This is a genomic window from Streptomyces sp. P9-A4 (genome assembly GCF_036634195.1).
Lineage (GTDB): Bacteria > Actinomycetota > Actinomycetes > Streptomycetales > Streptomycetaceae > Streptomyces.
The window spans coordinates 614,853-628,840 of record NZ_JAZIFY010000002.1; the positions used below are offsets into that span (position 1 = coordinate 614,853).

Sequence of the window (13,988 nt, forward strand, 5' to 3'; positions counted from 1 at the left end):
TCAGCCGACGCCGACCGTGGGAGTGGCCGCGTACTGCGGGAAGAGTGCCTGGATGGCCACGGCCGCGCCGCCGCGGGCCCACTCCTCCCAGGGGAGCGGGCGCAGCGACAGCGGGCACCGGGCCGCGGTGCCGAAGACCTGTGCGGCGTACGCGTCCTGGATGTGACGGCCGACCAGGTCGTAGGCGTCGACCCCTTCACCGCTGACGACGACCCGTTCGGGGCCGACGACGTTGACCAGTGCGGCGATGCCGGCCCCGATGGCGTTCCCGGCTCGGGCGAAGGCCTCGCGCGCCGCCTCGTGGCCGTCGCGGGCCATCCGGACGACCTCGTCGAACGTGAGGTTCCCGTCCGCCGTGGCGCGGCGGACGGAGGCGAGGATCGCGTCGGTCGAGGCGATCGCCTCGACACAGCCGCGGGCCCCGCACCGGCAGCGAGGACCGGTCGGGTCGACGCAGATGTGCCCGACCTCACCGGCGACTCCGTAGGCGCCCCTGAGCAGGCGCCCGTTGACGACGAGGGCGGATCCGATACCGGCGCCGATGGTGACCAGCGCGAAGTATCCGGTGCCGATGCCTTCGCCGAACCAGTGCTCGGCGACGGTGAGGGCCCGGACGTCGTTCTCGACGGTGACCGACAGACCGGTGGCGGCGGTGAGCAGTTCGGCGAGCGGTACGTCCCGCCACCCGAGGAGTCCTGAGTGGCGGAGCCGGCCGCCGTCGCGGTCCACGTCCCCGTTGACCGCGACACCGAGGTGACGCGTACGGTCCCGGAAACCCGGTCCGCTGTCAAGGAGTTCGTCGACGAGCTCGGCGACGAGGGCGGCGACGGCCTCGGGGGTGCACGCGCCGAGGGGGCGTACGGCCGTGGCCCGGACGCCGGCCCGCAGGTCGCAGACGGCGCCGAAGAGCTGGTCGACGCTGATCTTCAGCCCGATGAAGTACTCCCGGTCGGGATCGACCGCGAGCGGGTTGACCGGCCGTCCCGCACCGGGTGCGGTGCGTTCCGGCGGCAGTTCGTACAGGTAGCCGTCGTCGATGAGGGGCCTGGCGGCCTTGGTGACGGCGGTCGAGGAGAGTCCCGTGCGCCGCGCCAGTTCCACTCGGCTGAGCGGTCCTTCGGCGAGGAGCAGGGCGAGCACCGCGGTCTCGGCGGGTGCGCTGACCAAGGGCTGCGGGGGAGGTCGAAACACGCTAGAAACGTAGAGCAAATAAATAACTTCTTCCAGTATTGATTTACGAGTTGGGTTCGCCCTACGCTCAAGGCCGCCTCCGTGCCCACTCCGGGACGCCGCCGCTCAAGGCGCCGTCATCGCCGCATACGGCCCCGGAACCAAGCCTGTTACTCCACCGCACGTCAGGGGACCATCCGTGCTCGCCACGCTCCCGCCCGTCACTTTCGACCCCGAACTCGGTCTCGCGGTCCTGCGTACCCCGAACAGCCTGTACGCGCTGCGCGTCGGCTCCGACGGCAGCCCCCGGCACCTGTACTGGGGTGCGCCGCTCGACACCCTCGCCCTCGCCGCGCTCCCCGAAGCGGTCTCCCCCGCCGACAGCAGCTTCGAGGCCGACGCCGCCCCGGACGAACTCGCGCCGCAGACCGGGGCGCGTTTCGGCCCCGCCGGGCTCCAGGTCCGCTTCGCCGACGGCACCCGCGGCGCCCAGTGGCGCTTCGCCGGCCACACCCTCGGCGACGGGGAACTCCGGCTGGTCCTGGAGGACCGGCACCGCCCCCTGCGGGCCGAACTCCACTACCGCGTACGGCCCGACTCGGACGTGGTGGAACGCTGGACGGTACTGACCCACACCGGGGAGGCGGAGGGCCCCGCGGACCCGGTCACCGTCGACCGGCTGGACTCGGCGTCCTGGACCGCTCCCCCGCTGCCCGACTACCGGCTCAGCCATCTGGTCGGCGGCTGGAACAGCGAGTTCCAGCTCCGGCGCGACCGACTCCCGGTCGCCGAGACCGTGTTGACGAGCCGGCGCGGGATCACCGGGCACCACGCGAGCCCCTGGCTGGCGGTCGACGACGGCACCGCGGCCGAGGACCGGGGCGAGGTGTGGAGCACCGCACTCGCCTGGAGCGGGAGTTGGCGCGTCACGGTCCACCGCGACCCGGTCGGCCGCACCACCTGGACCGGCGGCTTCGGCCACGAGGGGATCAGCTGGACGCTGCGGCCCGGCCAGAGCCTGCGCACCCCGACGTATGCGGGTCTGTACTCCCCCGACGGCTTCGGCGGGGCCAGTCGCGCCTGGCACCGGTACGTACGCGGGCACGTGCTGCCGGAACCCGAGCGGGACCGGCCGGTGCTCTACAACTCCTGGGAGGCCACCGGGTTCGACGTCGACGAGGCCGGGCAGATCCGGCTCGCGCACCTGGCCGCCCGCGTCGGCGCCGAACTCTTCGTCCTGGACGACGGCTGGTTCGGCACCCGCCGGGACGACCGCTCCGGACTCGGCGACTGGACCCCCCGCCCGGAGGCCTTCCCCAACGGGCTGCGTCCGCTCGCCGACGAGGTGCACCGCCTGGGCATGGACTTCGGGCTCTGGGTGGAGCCGGAGATGGTCAACCCCGACAGCGAGCTGTACCGGTCCCATCCTGACTGGGTCCTGAACTCCCCCCGGCTCGACGCGACGGAGCTCCGCAACCAGCTCGTGCTGAACTTCGCCCGCCCCGAGGTCGAGGAGTGGGCGCTGAAGACCCTGGACGGTCTGGTCACCGACTATGACGTCGACTGGCTCAAGTGGGACGCCAACCGGGCCTTCACCGAGGCCGGCTGGGAGGGCCACCCCGACCCCGACCGCCTCTGGATCGACCACACCCGGGCCGTCCACCGCATCATGGACCGGCTCCGCGCCGCGCATCCCGGTCTGCGCATCGAGGCGTGCGCGGGGGGCGGCGGGCGCGTCGACCTCGGCATGCTCGCCCGTACCGACCAGGCCTGGACCTCGGACAACACCGACCCGGTCGACCGGATCGGCATCCAGGACGGCTTCAGCCAGCTCTTCCCCGCGCAGGCCATGGCCGCCTGGGTCACCGACAGCCCCAACATCGCCACCGGCCGCCGGACTCCGCTGCGCTTCCGCTTCCATGTCTCCATGGCCGGCGCGCTGGGACTCGGCGGGGACCTCACGTCCTGGTCCGACGAGGAGCTCGCGGAGACCGCCGAACTCGTCGCCCTCTACAAGCAGATCCGCCCGCTCGTCCAGCGCGGACACCAGTACCGCGTCACCCCGCCGGGACCGGTGACCGCCGTCCACTACGCGGCGCCCGACGACAGCGAGCACGCGGTCCTCGTCTGGCGCCCCGCGACCCGTTTCGGCCACCGCCCCGTCCCGGTGCGGCTGCCGGCCCTCGACCCCGAGGCGCACTACCTCGACCTGGATCTCGACCGGGTGCACAGCGGAGCGGTCCTGGTCCGCCAGGGCATCGACCCGCGGCTTCCCTCGGGCGACTACGCCAGCGGCCTGATCCGGCTCCGCCGCGTCGCTCCCTGAGCAGGACGCCCGCCCACGGGTGTGCGGCGGCCGGGCCACCGGCCGCCGCACACCTCGCGAACCCCTGCCCCCGTAACGCCTCCCCATCCTCTCCCTACGACACTCTGGACCGGACCATGAACACCGCCACGGACACCGCTCGCGTACTGGTGATCGGCATCGACGGCGTACGCCTCGACCTGCTCCCCGAACTGGACACCCCCCACCTCGACGGCATCGCCCGCGCGGGGTTCCTCGCACCGGTCGAGGTGGACGCCGTGACCCCCACGATGTCCGGCCCGTGCTGGACCACGATCGTCACCGGCGTCGGCGTGACCAAGCACGGTGTGTGGGCCAACCGCCTCGACGGCAACCGGCTCGACGTCTTCCCCGACTTCACGACCCGCCTCGCCGCCGAGTGCGGGCTGCGGACCTTCGCCGTCGGAGGATGGGCGCCGCTCTTCATGGCGCAGCAGGGCGGACCGCTCTTCGTCGCCCCCACCCGGCTCGGCTATGTCGCTCCCCGCGAGGACACCCCCGAGGCGTGGGAGGAGGTCGACGAGCGGGTGACCGCCGAGGCGGAGCACCTGCTCGGCCTGGACGAGGAGCTGCACGCGGGCTTCGTCTACCTCGGCGCCGTCGACGAGACCGCCCACTTCCTCGGCTGCGACGTGGAGTACCGCCGGTCGATCGAGGCGGCGGACCGTCGTCTGGGACGCATCCTCGACGCGGTGCGCGAGCGCCCCGGCCACGCGGACGAGCAGTGGACGGTCATCGTGGTGACGGACCACGGCCACCGCGACGAGGGCGGCCACGGCGGACGCAGCGACGTGGAACGCACGGCCTGGATCGCCGCGTCCGGCCCCGGCCTGACGCCCGAAACGGCCCCGAAGACCCTCCACCACGCGGATGTCGCCGCGCACGTCTACACGGCACTCGGCATCGCACCGGACCCGCACTGGACGCTGGACGGCACCGCCTTCACGGCGTGACCCGCCGCTCAGGGCGGCCGGTGTCCTGACGGGGCCGGCCGCCCGCGACGGCGTTCCTCGGCGAAGCCACCGGAGGACGAGCGGCTCCACCTGTCCGAGAAGACGGTCAAGAGCCACATCTCATTCCCGGTCGGCGGGGAGCGGGACCCGCCATTCGAGGACCGTGCCGCCGGGTGGCCGGGGGCGCGTACGGACCGACAGGTCACCGCCGAGGCATCGGGCGCGTTCGGTCAGGTCGCGCAGCCCGCTGCGGGCTGCGCTCGGCGGCATGCCGACGCGGTCGTCGCTCACGTTCGGCCCTCCCCCGGTCGGCGGCGTTCGACGGATTGTGGTGGAGCGGGCGGCGCACCGCCGGGAGGGCGGCACTCGGACAGGTGCGCCCGTCGTCGACCGGGCGTCCGCGCCCGAGGACAGGACGGGACGGGACCCGTCCCGGTCCCTCCGCCCGCAGCGTCCACGAGTGCGCGCGGTGACCTCACAGACAGGACCGACTGTGTTGGCCGCCGCCTCCACCCGTACCCTCTGAAGTCGCTCGGCGAGCGATGCCGTGACCGCGCCGTCGAAGCACAACGCGCAGCCGTGGGCCTTCGTGCACCGCGCGGTCTCGGACGTCCTCGAACTGCACGGCGACCCCTCTCGCGAGATGCCGCGCGAGGACCCCGACCACCACGCGCTCCATCTCGGCTGCGGGGCCGCCCTCTTCGGCCTGCGGGTCGCCGCCGCGCACCGCGGGCTGCACGCGACCGTCCGGCTCCTGCCCGAACCGGAGGCCCCTTGGCACCTGGCACCTGGCACCTGGCACCTGGCGGACATACGGCTCATCGGCGCCCGCTCCGAGGAGTCGGCGACCGCCTGTTCACGCCCCTCATCGCCGGACGCATCGCAGCCGTCGTCGGCGTGGCCGGCCGCCACCCGTGTCGCGTGCGTCGTCGGCTTCACCGCGGCGCGGTACCGGCTGTGGGTGCGGCGCACCGCCGACCGGCCCGCCGAGGGCGGTGACACGGCCGCGCCCGTCGGTCGACACGTACTCACCCCACGGGCGCGACATCCGCCCACAGCGCGGAGGCGTCGGGTGAGAGGGGTGTGGCCGCTCGGTCCGGCGCGGCGTCGTCCGCGCCCCACCACATGCCCTGGCCGGCGGCCATGACCCGCCCCTCGGCCCCCGTCCGCCAGCGCCCGCGCAGTACGTGGAACACCCCGGCGTGCCCGACGGGCGGGTCGACCGGTCCGGCGACGCGCTCCACCCGGGTCGTCCAGCGGCCCCGCCGCACCATGATGTTGAGCACCCGGCATGCTCCGCCCGGCAGTTCGGCGGAGAGCGCGAGGTCGCCGGAGAACTCGAAGGGCTCGCCCGTGCGTACGAGCAGTCGGTCGAACGCGCCGGCGGAGGTCAGCCGCACGCCGTCGCCCGCCAGGAGGGTCAGCGTCCGGTCGACCCCGGGGAACTCCGAGAACGGCCCGCCCCGGTCGATGTCGGCGATGCTCGCCCGCCACTCGAACCCCTCGGCACCCACCGGCCACGAGACGATCTCCCGGGTGGCGCCCCCACCATTGCGCCACCGGCCCGCCGTCAGCGTCTCGACGTCGAAGTGGTTCATCCGGGGCTCCTGTGCTGCGTGCGATGGGGCGCGGACCCCACCCAGGCAGACCGCTTCAGGGGTGGGTCGCCCACGCCGGTGAGCGGCGGACGAAGTCTATGCGGCCTCGCCGAGGGCCGTGCCCCGCCGGGTGTCACAGGCCATGAGCGTCCTCGCGGGAGATCCGGTACAGCACACACGGGCGGAGCGGTCCCTCGGGCACGCTCGGATCCTGGAAGTCGTCGGCCGGGTCGCGGGTCATGCCGATCCGGCGCATCACCGCCTGGGAGCGAAGGTTGTGGACGGTCGTCGTCGCCAGCACCTCCGGCAGCCCGAGGGCCTCGAAGCCGAAAGCCAGGCAGGCCAGAGCGGCCTCGGTGGCGTAACCGTGACCCCACGCCGCACGCGTCAGTCGCCAGCCGACGTCCACCCCGGCGAACGGCATGTCCGTGCCCACCCGGTCGAGACCTGCGCGGCCGATGAACTCACCGGTCTCCCGCAGTTCCAGCGCCCACCACCCGAAACCGCGCGCCTCGAAGTCGGCCCGCATGGCAGCCACCACGGCATCGCTCCGCTCCCGGGTCAGCAGCTCCCCCAGGTGCTCCCGGACTTCGGGATCGGCGTTCATCGCCGCCCACGGTTCGCGGTCGGACTCCCGCCACCGACGGAGCAGAAGACGATCGGTTCGCAGCTCTGTCATGCCACCCAGCCAACCGGACCGGGATCAGCGTGTCGACCGAATACGACCGGCCGGAGGGTCAGCGCGCTCCCTCGCGCCTTCAGCTGGGTCGGCGGGACCTCCGGGGCGTCCAGCAGCTCACCGTCGTAGCCCTTCACCTCACCGAAGCGACCACCCGTCATCCAGGCCTCGCGCGCCACGCGGATCTCCTCGTCCGTGCGACCCACGAACCCTGACCGGAGATGCATAAAGGATTCATATAAAATCGCTATGCTTCAGGCATGAGTCGCCGAGACGCCGCGCACGGCGCTTCCGATGCCATCGGGTCAGCCCTCTACGGTCTGGCCACCAGGGCCGTGAGACGCCTTCCCCGCGACATGAGCCTGACGTCCGCCGCCACCTTGGCCACCCTGGACAAGACCGGCCCGCGACGGATCACCGATCTGGCGGTGGCCGAGGGCGTCACCCAGCCCGCGATGACCGTCCTGGTCCGGGTGATGGAGGAATCCGGGCTGGTCGAGCGGAAGGGCGATCCGTCCGACAAGCGGGTCACGCTGGTGTGCCTGACCGAGGCCGGCGCGTCGTACGTCCGGACGCGACGCCAGGCGGGCGTCGACGCGTACGCGCGGTTGGTCGACGAACTCACCGGTGACGAGGTCGAGGCCCTGGCAGCAGCCCTTCCGGCGCTGCTGCATCTGGCGGAGCTCGAAAGCCACGCCCGAGAGGAGTCGGACCGGTGACCGCGGCCCAGGCTCATGACCAGCCCATGAGCACTGCCCTGATACGTTCCGAGGCACGTCTGCTGGTCCCCGCCCTATTGTTCATCGCCCTGGTCGTGGCGGCAGTCGCCAGCCTCGGGACGCCGCTCATCACCAGCGTGGCGACCACGTTCCACGTCTCCCTCGACAGCGCGCAGTGGACGCTGACCATCGCCCTGCTCAGCGGCGCCGTCGCCACACCCGTCCTCGGCCGGCTCGGAGCCGGTCCGCACCGGCGGGCCACGATTCTCGCCACGCTGGCGATCGTCGTCGTCGGCAGCGCGCTCACCGTGCTGCCGCTGCCGTTCGCCTGGCTGCTCGTGGGCAGAGCGGCCCAAGGCGTCGGACTCGGTCTCACGGCGCTGATGATGGGCGTGGCCCGCGACCATCTTCCCGAGGAGCGCAGCGCGGCCACGATCGCCCTGATCTCAGTGGTGTCCATCATCGGAGCCGGCGTCGGCTACCCGCTGGCCGCGCTGCTCGCCGAGTTCGGCGGACTGCGGGCCGCCTACGGCCTCGGCCTGCTCGTCACCGCCATCGCCTTCGTGACCGCGTGGCGCTCCATGCCCGCAGCTCCCGAAGGCCGCTCCGCTCACGTGAACGTGGCCGGTGCGCTCGTCCTGGCGGGTGGACTGCTCCTCTTCCTGTTCCTGGCCGGCGAGAGGAGCCTGTGGAGCCGACACCTCGCCGTGGCGGTGACCCTTGCCGTCGCCGCCGTACTCCTGCTCTGCGTCTGGACCGTTTCCGAACTGCGAACCAAGACGCCCCTGGTCGACGTCCGGGCGGTACGGCACCCGGCCGTCGCCGGGGCGAACATCGCCATGTTCGTCGGCGGGAGCGGCATGTACCTCCTGCTCACGCTCATCACCCGCTACGCGCAGACGCCGCACAGCGCCGGCTACGGCTTCGGACTGACCACCTTCGTGGCGGGGCTGGTCCTCATCCCGTTCTCCGTGCTGGGGTTCCTCGCCGGCAAGCTCACGCCGCGGGTCCGCGAACGGATCGACGGCCCCCTGCTCCTGGCCGGCAGCGCCGCCATCGTCGGCGGCGGGTTCGTCCTGTTCGCCACCGCCCGGTCCAACCTGGCCGAACTGCTCGCGGCCATGGGCGTGCTGGGCTTCGGCGTCGGCAGCTTCTCGGCCGCCATGCCCGGCGTCATCCTGGCCGTCACTCCCAAGAGCGAGACGTCGAGCGCCATGAGCTTCAACTACGTCGTCCGCAGCGTCGGGTACTCCCTGGGCAGCGCCATCGGCGGTCTGGTCCTGGCCGCCGGCACCGCCACGGGCCGCCTCTTCCCGAACGACGACGCCTACACGACCGCGGCGCTGGTCGGCGTCGCCGCGATGGCGATCACGACAATGGTCAGCCTCGCCCTCGCCCTCCGACGCTCACCCGAGACCAATCCGATCACAGCCCCAGTCGGTGTCCCGGGCCTGGGCCGGTCGAGTCGAACCGGAACCTGAGGATCGAAGCCGTCCGACTTCGACGCCGTCTCCGTCGGCTCGCTGACCCACAGCGCGCCGGCCATGGATCTGAGCATGCCTCTGAGCATCAATTCCGAACAACACAGGAGGTACCGTGAGCAAGGGCTATTGGGTCAGCGCCTACCGCACCATTGCGGACCCCGACAAACTGGCTGCCTACAACAAGTTGGCTGGTCCAGCAGTCGAGGCCGCGGGCGGGCGGCTGCTCGCCCGCGACAGCCGGGTCGTCGCACACGACGCCGGAATCGCCGAGCGCACCGTCCTGATCGAGTTCGACAGCTTCGAACAGGCGGTCGCCGCACATGCGAGTGCGGCCTACCAGAAGGCGCTGGCCGCCCTTGCTGACGGCGTCGAGCGCGACTTCCGCATCATCGAAGGCCTCGACTGACGATCGAGGCCGCGTCAGCGACGAAGACGAACCCGACTGCGGGGATCACCCCGGCTCGTCAGCGCGCCGCACCGTCGCGAACAGCGTCAGGCCAGTGGCATCGGCGGTGCTGTCCAGTCCGGCGACGGTTCCCGGCGGCGCGGCGGCACGGACGTCGGCCTCGACGTCGGCGGGGGTGCGTTCGACGAGGTTCCAGCGGCCGATGTGGGTCATCAGGGCGGCGTGGGGGTTCGGGGTCGCGATGTTGGAGAAGCAGAACGTGCCTCCGGGGCGGGACGGAGTGGTGCGGATCAGGGCTCGGGCGAAGCGTTCTTCGAGGTAGCGGTCCCGATCTCCCCTCGCCGGGCAGCGAGTCGTCCGGTCAGGTACCGCAGGGTGCGACTGGACAGGTCGATCGACGACGGGGAGACAAGCACACGAAGCTCCTGGTGGCTGCGGGCGATCGTGGTCGAGAACCCGTCTACGAGAGAGCTTCGCCGTTCCGTAGATCCGTCCAACACGCGGCCAGAACCGTCAGGTCAGAAAAGGCTCAGGCTCCAGGGCGCGCTGTGGCCCTTGGGGCACAGCGCTCCGGGCTCCGCAGCAGTTCTCTGGCCTGCAGCAACAAGTGACGGTGTGACTCCATGAGCGGACTGCGGCATCCCGCTCTGGTTGGGGGCTGGTTGTTGCTGTCGGGAATCTGCCAGAGGATGGTGCCCGTTCCTGCTGGACTAGTGGTCACACTCTGCATGCGATGCCCAACTCAGGACGGGACTCATGTCCACAGCAACCACCACTTCTGTCCAATCTCCTGTACCGCCGGATCGCACGGCCTTGGCTTCTTGGCTGGCTGTGATTTCGGTGATGCTGGGGATCTTTTCGATCGTCACCACTGAAATTCTGCCGATCGGCCTGCTGACCTCGATCGGATCGAGTTTCACCATCTCGGACGGAATGGCTGGTCTCATGATGACCATGCCAGGATTCCTGGCCGCGGTTTCAGCACCCTTGGTCACGGTGGCCACTGGGCGTATCGACCGACGGGTCATGCTGGGTGTGTTCATCCTGTTGCTGGCGCTGGCCAATTTCCTGGCCGCCATCGCGTCGAACTATTGGCTGGTCCTGGTGTCCCGCGTCATGGTCGGGGTCACCATCGGCGGCTTCTGGTCCATCGGAGCCGGGCTCGCCGACCAGCTGGTGCCCGCCGAATCCGTAGGCCGCGCGACCTCGGTGATCTTCTCCGCGGTACCGCTCGGCTCCGTACTCGGGGTACCGCTGGGCACTTTCATCGGTGACATCGCGGGCTGGCGGACGGCGTTCCTCGTCATGGGCGGCTTCACGCTGGGCGTCCTCGCCCTGCTGCTCCTGGTCGTCCCGCCGCTCCCCTCCGCCCGGGCGACACGCCTCAACGTCCTCGGCGGCATGCTCCGGAGCGTCAACACCCGCTTCGCCCTGGTGATGACCTTCCTCGTCGTGCTCGCTCACTTCGGCACGTACACGTACGTCACCCCCTTCCTGGAGCAGGTGACCCATGTGAGTTCGGGTCTCATCACGGTCTATCTGCTCGTCTACGGAGCAGCCGGAATCGCCGGCAACTTCCTCGGTGGATCAGCTGTGGGGCGCTATCCGCGGGCCACTTTCACCGCGGCCGCCGCGTTGATCGCCGGTGCGACTCTGCTCCTCCCGGTCCTCGGCCGGTCGGACGTGGGAGCGGTGGCGCTGCTGATCGTCTGGGGCGTCGCCTACGGAGCCGTGCCGGTCTGCTCGCAGACCTGGTTCGCCAAGGCTTCGCCCGACTCCCCCGAGGCGTCCTCGGTCCTCTTCACCGCCTCCTTCCAGGCCACCATCTCCATCGGGGCCCTGGTCGGAGGGGCCGTCCTCGACCACTCCTCGCCCTCGACGGTCATGGTGCTGGGCGGACTGGCAGCCGGCCTGATGGTGCTGGTGGTCTGGGCCCACCGGGCGGGGAGGTTCCCCTGGCCCAAGGCTTCATAACCACACCGTGTCAGGTGCGGCCATCCTCCTCGGCACGTGACCCACGGCGTTTGCCCTCTCGTCCGGTCGCGCCCGCCTCGGCGGGCCGGCCCGGTGAACCCTTCGGGCGGCTGCTGCGGGCCTCGCCCGCATTGCCTGGTTCCACCCACGACCTGACCGCCGCCCGCACCCACGGCATCGTCGAAGCACTCACCGCGGTCGGCCTCGAGTGCTGGGCCGACAAGGCGTATCAGGGCGCCGGCGGTTCCATCCAGGTACCCATCCGGGGCCGTCGCCTCAAGCGGTGGCAGCGGTGGCACAACAGCACGCACGCCAAGATCCGCTGCCTCGGCGAGCAGGCCATGGCCACACTGAAGGGCTGGCGCCTCCTGCGGAAGCTCCGCCGCCGCACCAACCGCATCACCGCGATCGTCCAGGCCGTCCTCGTCCATCACCACGCGTCAGCGTGAGGTTGGAAAAGGCTCACAGAGCTCGCCCGCCCACCTGACCGCCGCCGTCCCGCGTCGGGCTGTCGGGACCGGCGCCGCCCGGCTTCATCGGCTCCCACCTCGCACACGCCCTCGTCCAGGCCAGCGCCATCGTCATCGGCGTCGACCGGCGCGACCCGGCCAACGACCCCACGGCCGCGGCCAACCTCGCCGCTCTGCAGGGCCTCCCTGGTTACATGCACGTCACCGCCGACCTGCTCAGCTGTGCGATCGAGCCGCTTCTCGTGGACGCGAACGCCGTCTTCCACCTGGCCGACATCCCCGGGGTACGCCCCTCCTGGGGACCGAAGTGCAGCGACTACGTCGCCTCGAACATCCTCGGGACCCATCGCGTCATGGACGCCGTCGCCCCCATGGGCGTTCCCCCGCTGGTGGTCGCATCGTCCCCCAGCGTCTACGGCGCCACCGACGGCGGTGCGAACGTGGGAGACGGACCGACCCCAGCCGGCGTCCCCGTACGCGGTCACCAAGCTCGCCGAGGAGCGGCTCCGCCTTGCACACTCCACGCAGGCCCACTGCCCGACCGGCGTCGTCGCCCTGCAGTACTTCACCGTCTACGGCCCCGGCAGCGGTCGGACATGTTCACACACCGTGCCCTCACGGGTGGCGCTCGTTCGACGACTCCGCCGGCACCGGGACAGCCCGGCACTGGGACAGCAGGACAGCCCGGCGTGGAGACGGTCGCCATGTGTGCGGCCCTCTTTGTGTGGGGCGGCTCCATGCCATGGGGTCGCCCCGCCCGCCTAGCGTGTGCTCACCCGGTGCCGGGACGGTATCGGGCGGCCGCGCTGAGGGCGCACGAGTGGGGAAGAGGCCGGAACATGGCCGGAAGACGGAGCCGGGGGCGGGGCTGGCGGGCGCGGGCCGCTCGGATCATGGCGGTGGCGGGGGTCGTCACGGCGGCCCTCGTGGTGCCGCCCGCCACTGCCAGCGGGCAGGAGAGGGGTGTCACCGCCAGTGCGCGGGCGGTGGGCGCCACCGTCGCGCCGCCCTCGTACCTCAGCCTCGAAGCGAGCTACGGAGCGGGGACCGTCACCAACGGCTGGACCAAGGTCGAGCGCTACGCCGACACGACCGCCGGATTCCGCACCGAGGGCTTCCCGGCGGACGGCCGCGGTGACCAGGACGGGGTGCGCGTCACCTACTTCGGCGGCGTCGCCCGGCCCTCCTCCGGCAAGTTCCTGCTCTACTCCGCCCCTGGCTGGGACACCGGCAGCCGCACCACGCCCGTGCTCCTCGTGCACGGCGCGAACGACACCGCGGACCGCGCCTGGGCCAACCCCGGCGAGTCCGGGGGCTACGGCTGCGGCGCCCTCACCTGCCCGTCCACCGGTCTCATGCAGTACCTGTCCGCGCGCGGCCACCGGGTCTTCGCCGTCGGCTTCGCGCACAAGCAGGGCGACAACCTCATGCAGGCGCAGGTCGTCGGCGACGCCGTCGCCGTCATCAAGGCCCGGCTGGGCGTCGCCCAGGTGGACCTGGTCGGCTGGAGCAAGGGCCAGATGTCGACCCGGGCGTACGTGTCGTCCGTGAAGCCGAGCTGGGGACGCGCGTACGCCGGTGACGTACGCCGGCTCGTCACCGTCGGCGGTCCGAACGGCGGCTACGACTACCCCTACGCCCACGGCTGGGCCCACGACTTCTCCATCTGGCCCGAGTGCGGCGGCAAGATCAACGCACCCTCCCCGCACTCCCACATGACCTGCTATGGCCTGTACACCGCCCACCCGGAGTTCTCGTTCACCCCCTCCGGCGGCCAGGACAACTATCCCGGCCAGCGGCAGATGCTGGCCCGCTGGGACGGTGCGTACGGAGTCGACGGCGCCGCCCAGGACTGGTACACGACCTACTACGGCGGCCAGGGCTTCTACACCGCGGGCGGCGGCATCCAGGCCGCCATCGACGCCGGGTCGCTCATCGCGCCATTGCACAGCGCCGGCGTACCCGCCGCCGTCACCACGTACCTGCTGGCCGGCGGGTCCGCCGACATCGTCGGCATCTTCAACGAGAACCGCGGCCCCAGCGACGGTGTCGTCTTCACGGCCAGCGCGCTCGACACCACCGGCATCCCCACGGTCGGCGGCAAGGCCACCATCGTGAGCGCCAACCACCTCGAGCTGGGCTGGAACAGCTCGGCCGCCGCCCAGATCGCCACCTGGCTGTCCTGAAGGAC

Annotated in this window: 15 protein-coding genes and 3 pseudogenes; 10 read left to right on the forward strand and 8 right to left on the reverse strand. The window is 71.6% G+C overall.

What is annotated here, in order from left to right:
- Window positions 1–1,191 carry an ROK family transcriptional regulator gene (locus V4Y03_RS33415; RefSeq protein ID WP_332437694.1) on the reverse strand — a complete coding sequence of 397 codons (1,191 nt, stop codon included), beginning with the start codon at window positions 1,189–1,191 and terminating at the stop codon, window positions 1–3.
- 178 nt (window positions 1,192–1,369) lie between these two features.
- On the opposite strand from V4Y03_RS33415, the gene V4Y03_RS33420 reads away from it, so the two are divergent.
- Complete coding sequence (locus tag V4Y03_RS33420) at window positions 1,370–3,496, forward strand: alpha-galactosidase (protein WP_332437695.1); 2,127 nt, start codon at window positions 1,370–1,372, stop codon at window positions 3,494–3,496.
- Between the two features lie 116 nt (window positions 3,497–3,612).
- Window positions 3,613–4,467 (forward strand): alkaline phosphatase family protein, encoded by an 855-nt coding sequence (locus tag V4Y03_RS33425; RefSeq protein ID WP_317875774.1) that lies wholly within the window; start codon window positions 3,613–3,615, stop codon window positions 4,465–4,467.
- Window positions 4,468–4,587: 120 nt separating this feature from the next.
- Here V4Y03_RS33425 and V4Y03_RS33430 read toward each other — a convergent pair whose 3' ends face one another.
- The 4 genes from V4Y03_RS33430 to V4Y03_RS34035 all read right to left on the reverse strand — a co-directional run bounded on the left by V4Y03_RS33430 (window position 4,588) and on the right by V4Y03_RS34035 (window position 6,923).
- On the reverse strand, window positions 4,588–4,758 hold the full coding sequence (locus tag V4Y03_RS33430) for a hypothetical protein (protein WP_332437696.1): 171 nt from the start codon (window positions 4,756–4,758) through the stop codon (window positions 4,588–4,590).
- Window positions 4,759–5,495: 737 nt separating this feature from the next.
- Window positions 5,496–6,065 (reverse strand): HutD/Ves family protein, encoded by a 570-nt coding sequence (locus tag V4Y03_RS33440; protein WP_332437698.1) that lies wholly within the window; start codon window positions 6,063–6,065, stop codon window positions 5,496–5,498.
- 133 nt (window positions 6,066–6,198) lie between these two features.
- Window positions 6,199–6,744, reverse strand: coding sequence for a GNAT family N-acetyltransferase (locus tag V4Y03_RS33445; RefSeq protein ID WP_332437699.1), 546 nt, complete (start codon window positions 6,742–6,744; stop codon window positions 6,199–6,201).
- A complete protein-coding gene (locus V4Y03_RS34035) occupies window positions 6,741–6,923 on the reverse strand; it encodes a hypothetical protein (RefSeq protein WP_443079913.1) in 183 nt (60 codons plus the stop codon). Before V4Y03_RS34035 ends, V4Y03_RS33445 begins: the two co-directional genes overlap by 4 nt.
- Window positions 6,924–7,004: 81 nt before the next feature.
- Between V4Y03_RS34035 and V4Y03_RS33455 the strand changes: the two genes are divergently transcribed.
- From V4Y03_RS33455 to V4Y03_RS33465, 3 genes are all read left to right on the forward strand, one after another.
- Window positions 7,005–7,463, forward strand: a complete 459-nt coding sequence (locus V4Y03_RS33455; protein ID WP_317875205.1) for a MarR family winged helix-turn-helix transcriptional regulator — start codon at window positions 7,005–7,007, stop codon at window positions 7,461–7,463.
- 26 nt (window positions 7,464–7,489) lie between these two features.
- Window positions 7,490–8,944 carry an MFS transporter gene (locus V4Y03_RS33460; RefSeq protein WP_332437700.1) on the forward strand — a complete coding sequence of 485 codons (1,455 nt, stop codon included), beginning with the start codon at window positions 7,490–7,492 and terminating at the stop codon, window positions 8,942–8,944.
- Window positions 8,945–9,059: 115 nt separating this feature from the next.
- Window positions 9,060–9,353, forward strand: coding sequence for a DUF1330 domain-containing protein (locus tag V4Y03_RS33465; protein ID WP_332437701.1), 294 nt, complete (start codon window positions 9,060–9,062; stop codon window positions 9,351–9,353).
- 45 nt (window positions 9,354–9,398) lie between these two features.
- Here V4Y03_RS33465 and V4Y03_RS33470 read toward each other — a convergent pair whose 3' ends face one another.
- From V4Y03_RS33470 to V4Y03_RS34045, 3 genes and pseudogenes are all read right to left on the reverse strand, one after another.
- Window positions 9,399–9,566: a hypothetical protein gene (locus V4Y03_RS33470; RefSeq protein WP_332437702.1), complete on the reverse strand. Its 168-nt coding sequence runs from the start codon at window positions 9,564–9,566 to the stop codon at window positions 9,399–9,401.
- Window positions 9,567–9,676: 110 nt separating this feature from the next.
- Window positions 9,677–9,769: pseudogene (locus V4Y03_RS34040) on the reverse strand (IS5/IS1182 family transposase); the annotation flags it as partial.
- Between the two features lie 294 nt (window positions 9,770–10,063).
- Window positions 10,064–10,357, reverse strand: coding sequence for a hypothetical protein (locus tag V4Y03_RS34045; RefSeq protein WP_442809642.1), 294 nt, complete (start codon window positions 10,355–10,357; stop codon window positions 10,064–10,066).
- On the opposite strand from V4Y03_RS34045, the gene V4Y03_RS33475 reads away from it, so the two are divergent.
- From V4Y03_RS33475 to V4Y03_RS33495, 5 genes and pseudogenes are all read left to right on the forward strand, one after another.
- Complete coding sequence (locus V4Y03_RS33475) at window positions 10,257–11,327, forward strand: MFS transporter (RefSeq protein WP_443079919.1); 1,071 nt, start codon at window positions 10,257–10,259, stop codon at window positions 11,325–11,327. The two genes, V4Y03_RS34045 and V4Y03_RS33475, sit on opposite strands and share 101 nt — an antisense overlap.
- A gap of 95 nt (window positions 11,328–11,422) precedes the next feature.
- Window positions 11,423–11,776 (forward strand): annotated as a pseudogene (locus V4Y03_RS33480) (transposase family protein); the annotation flags it as partial.
- Between the two features lie 134 nt (window positions 11,777–11,910).
- Window positions 11,911–12,186: pseudogene (locus V4Y03_RS33485) on the forward strand (NAD-dependent epimerase/dehydratase family protein); the annotation flags it as partial.
- Between the two features lie 43 nt (window positions 12,187–12,229).
- On the forward strand, window positions 12,230–12,562 hold the full coding sequence (locus V4Y03_RS33490; RefSeq protein WP_332437704.1) for an NAD-dependent epimerase/dehydratase family protein: 333 nt from the start codon (window positions 12,230–12,232) through the stop codon (window positions 12,560–12,562).
- Between the two features lie 74 nt (window positions 12,563–12,636).
- Window positions 12,637–13,983: an esterase/lipase family protein gene (locus V4Y03_RS33495; RefSeq protein ID WP_332437705.1), complete on the forward strand. Its 1,347-nt coding sequence runs from the start codon at window positions 12,637–12,639 to the stop codon at window positions 13,981–13,983.
- Window positions 13,984–13,988: the final 5 nt, after the last annotated feature.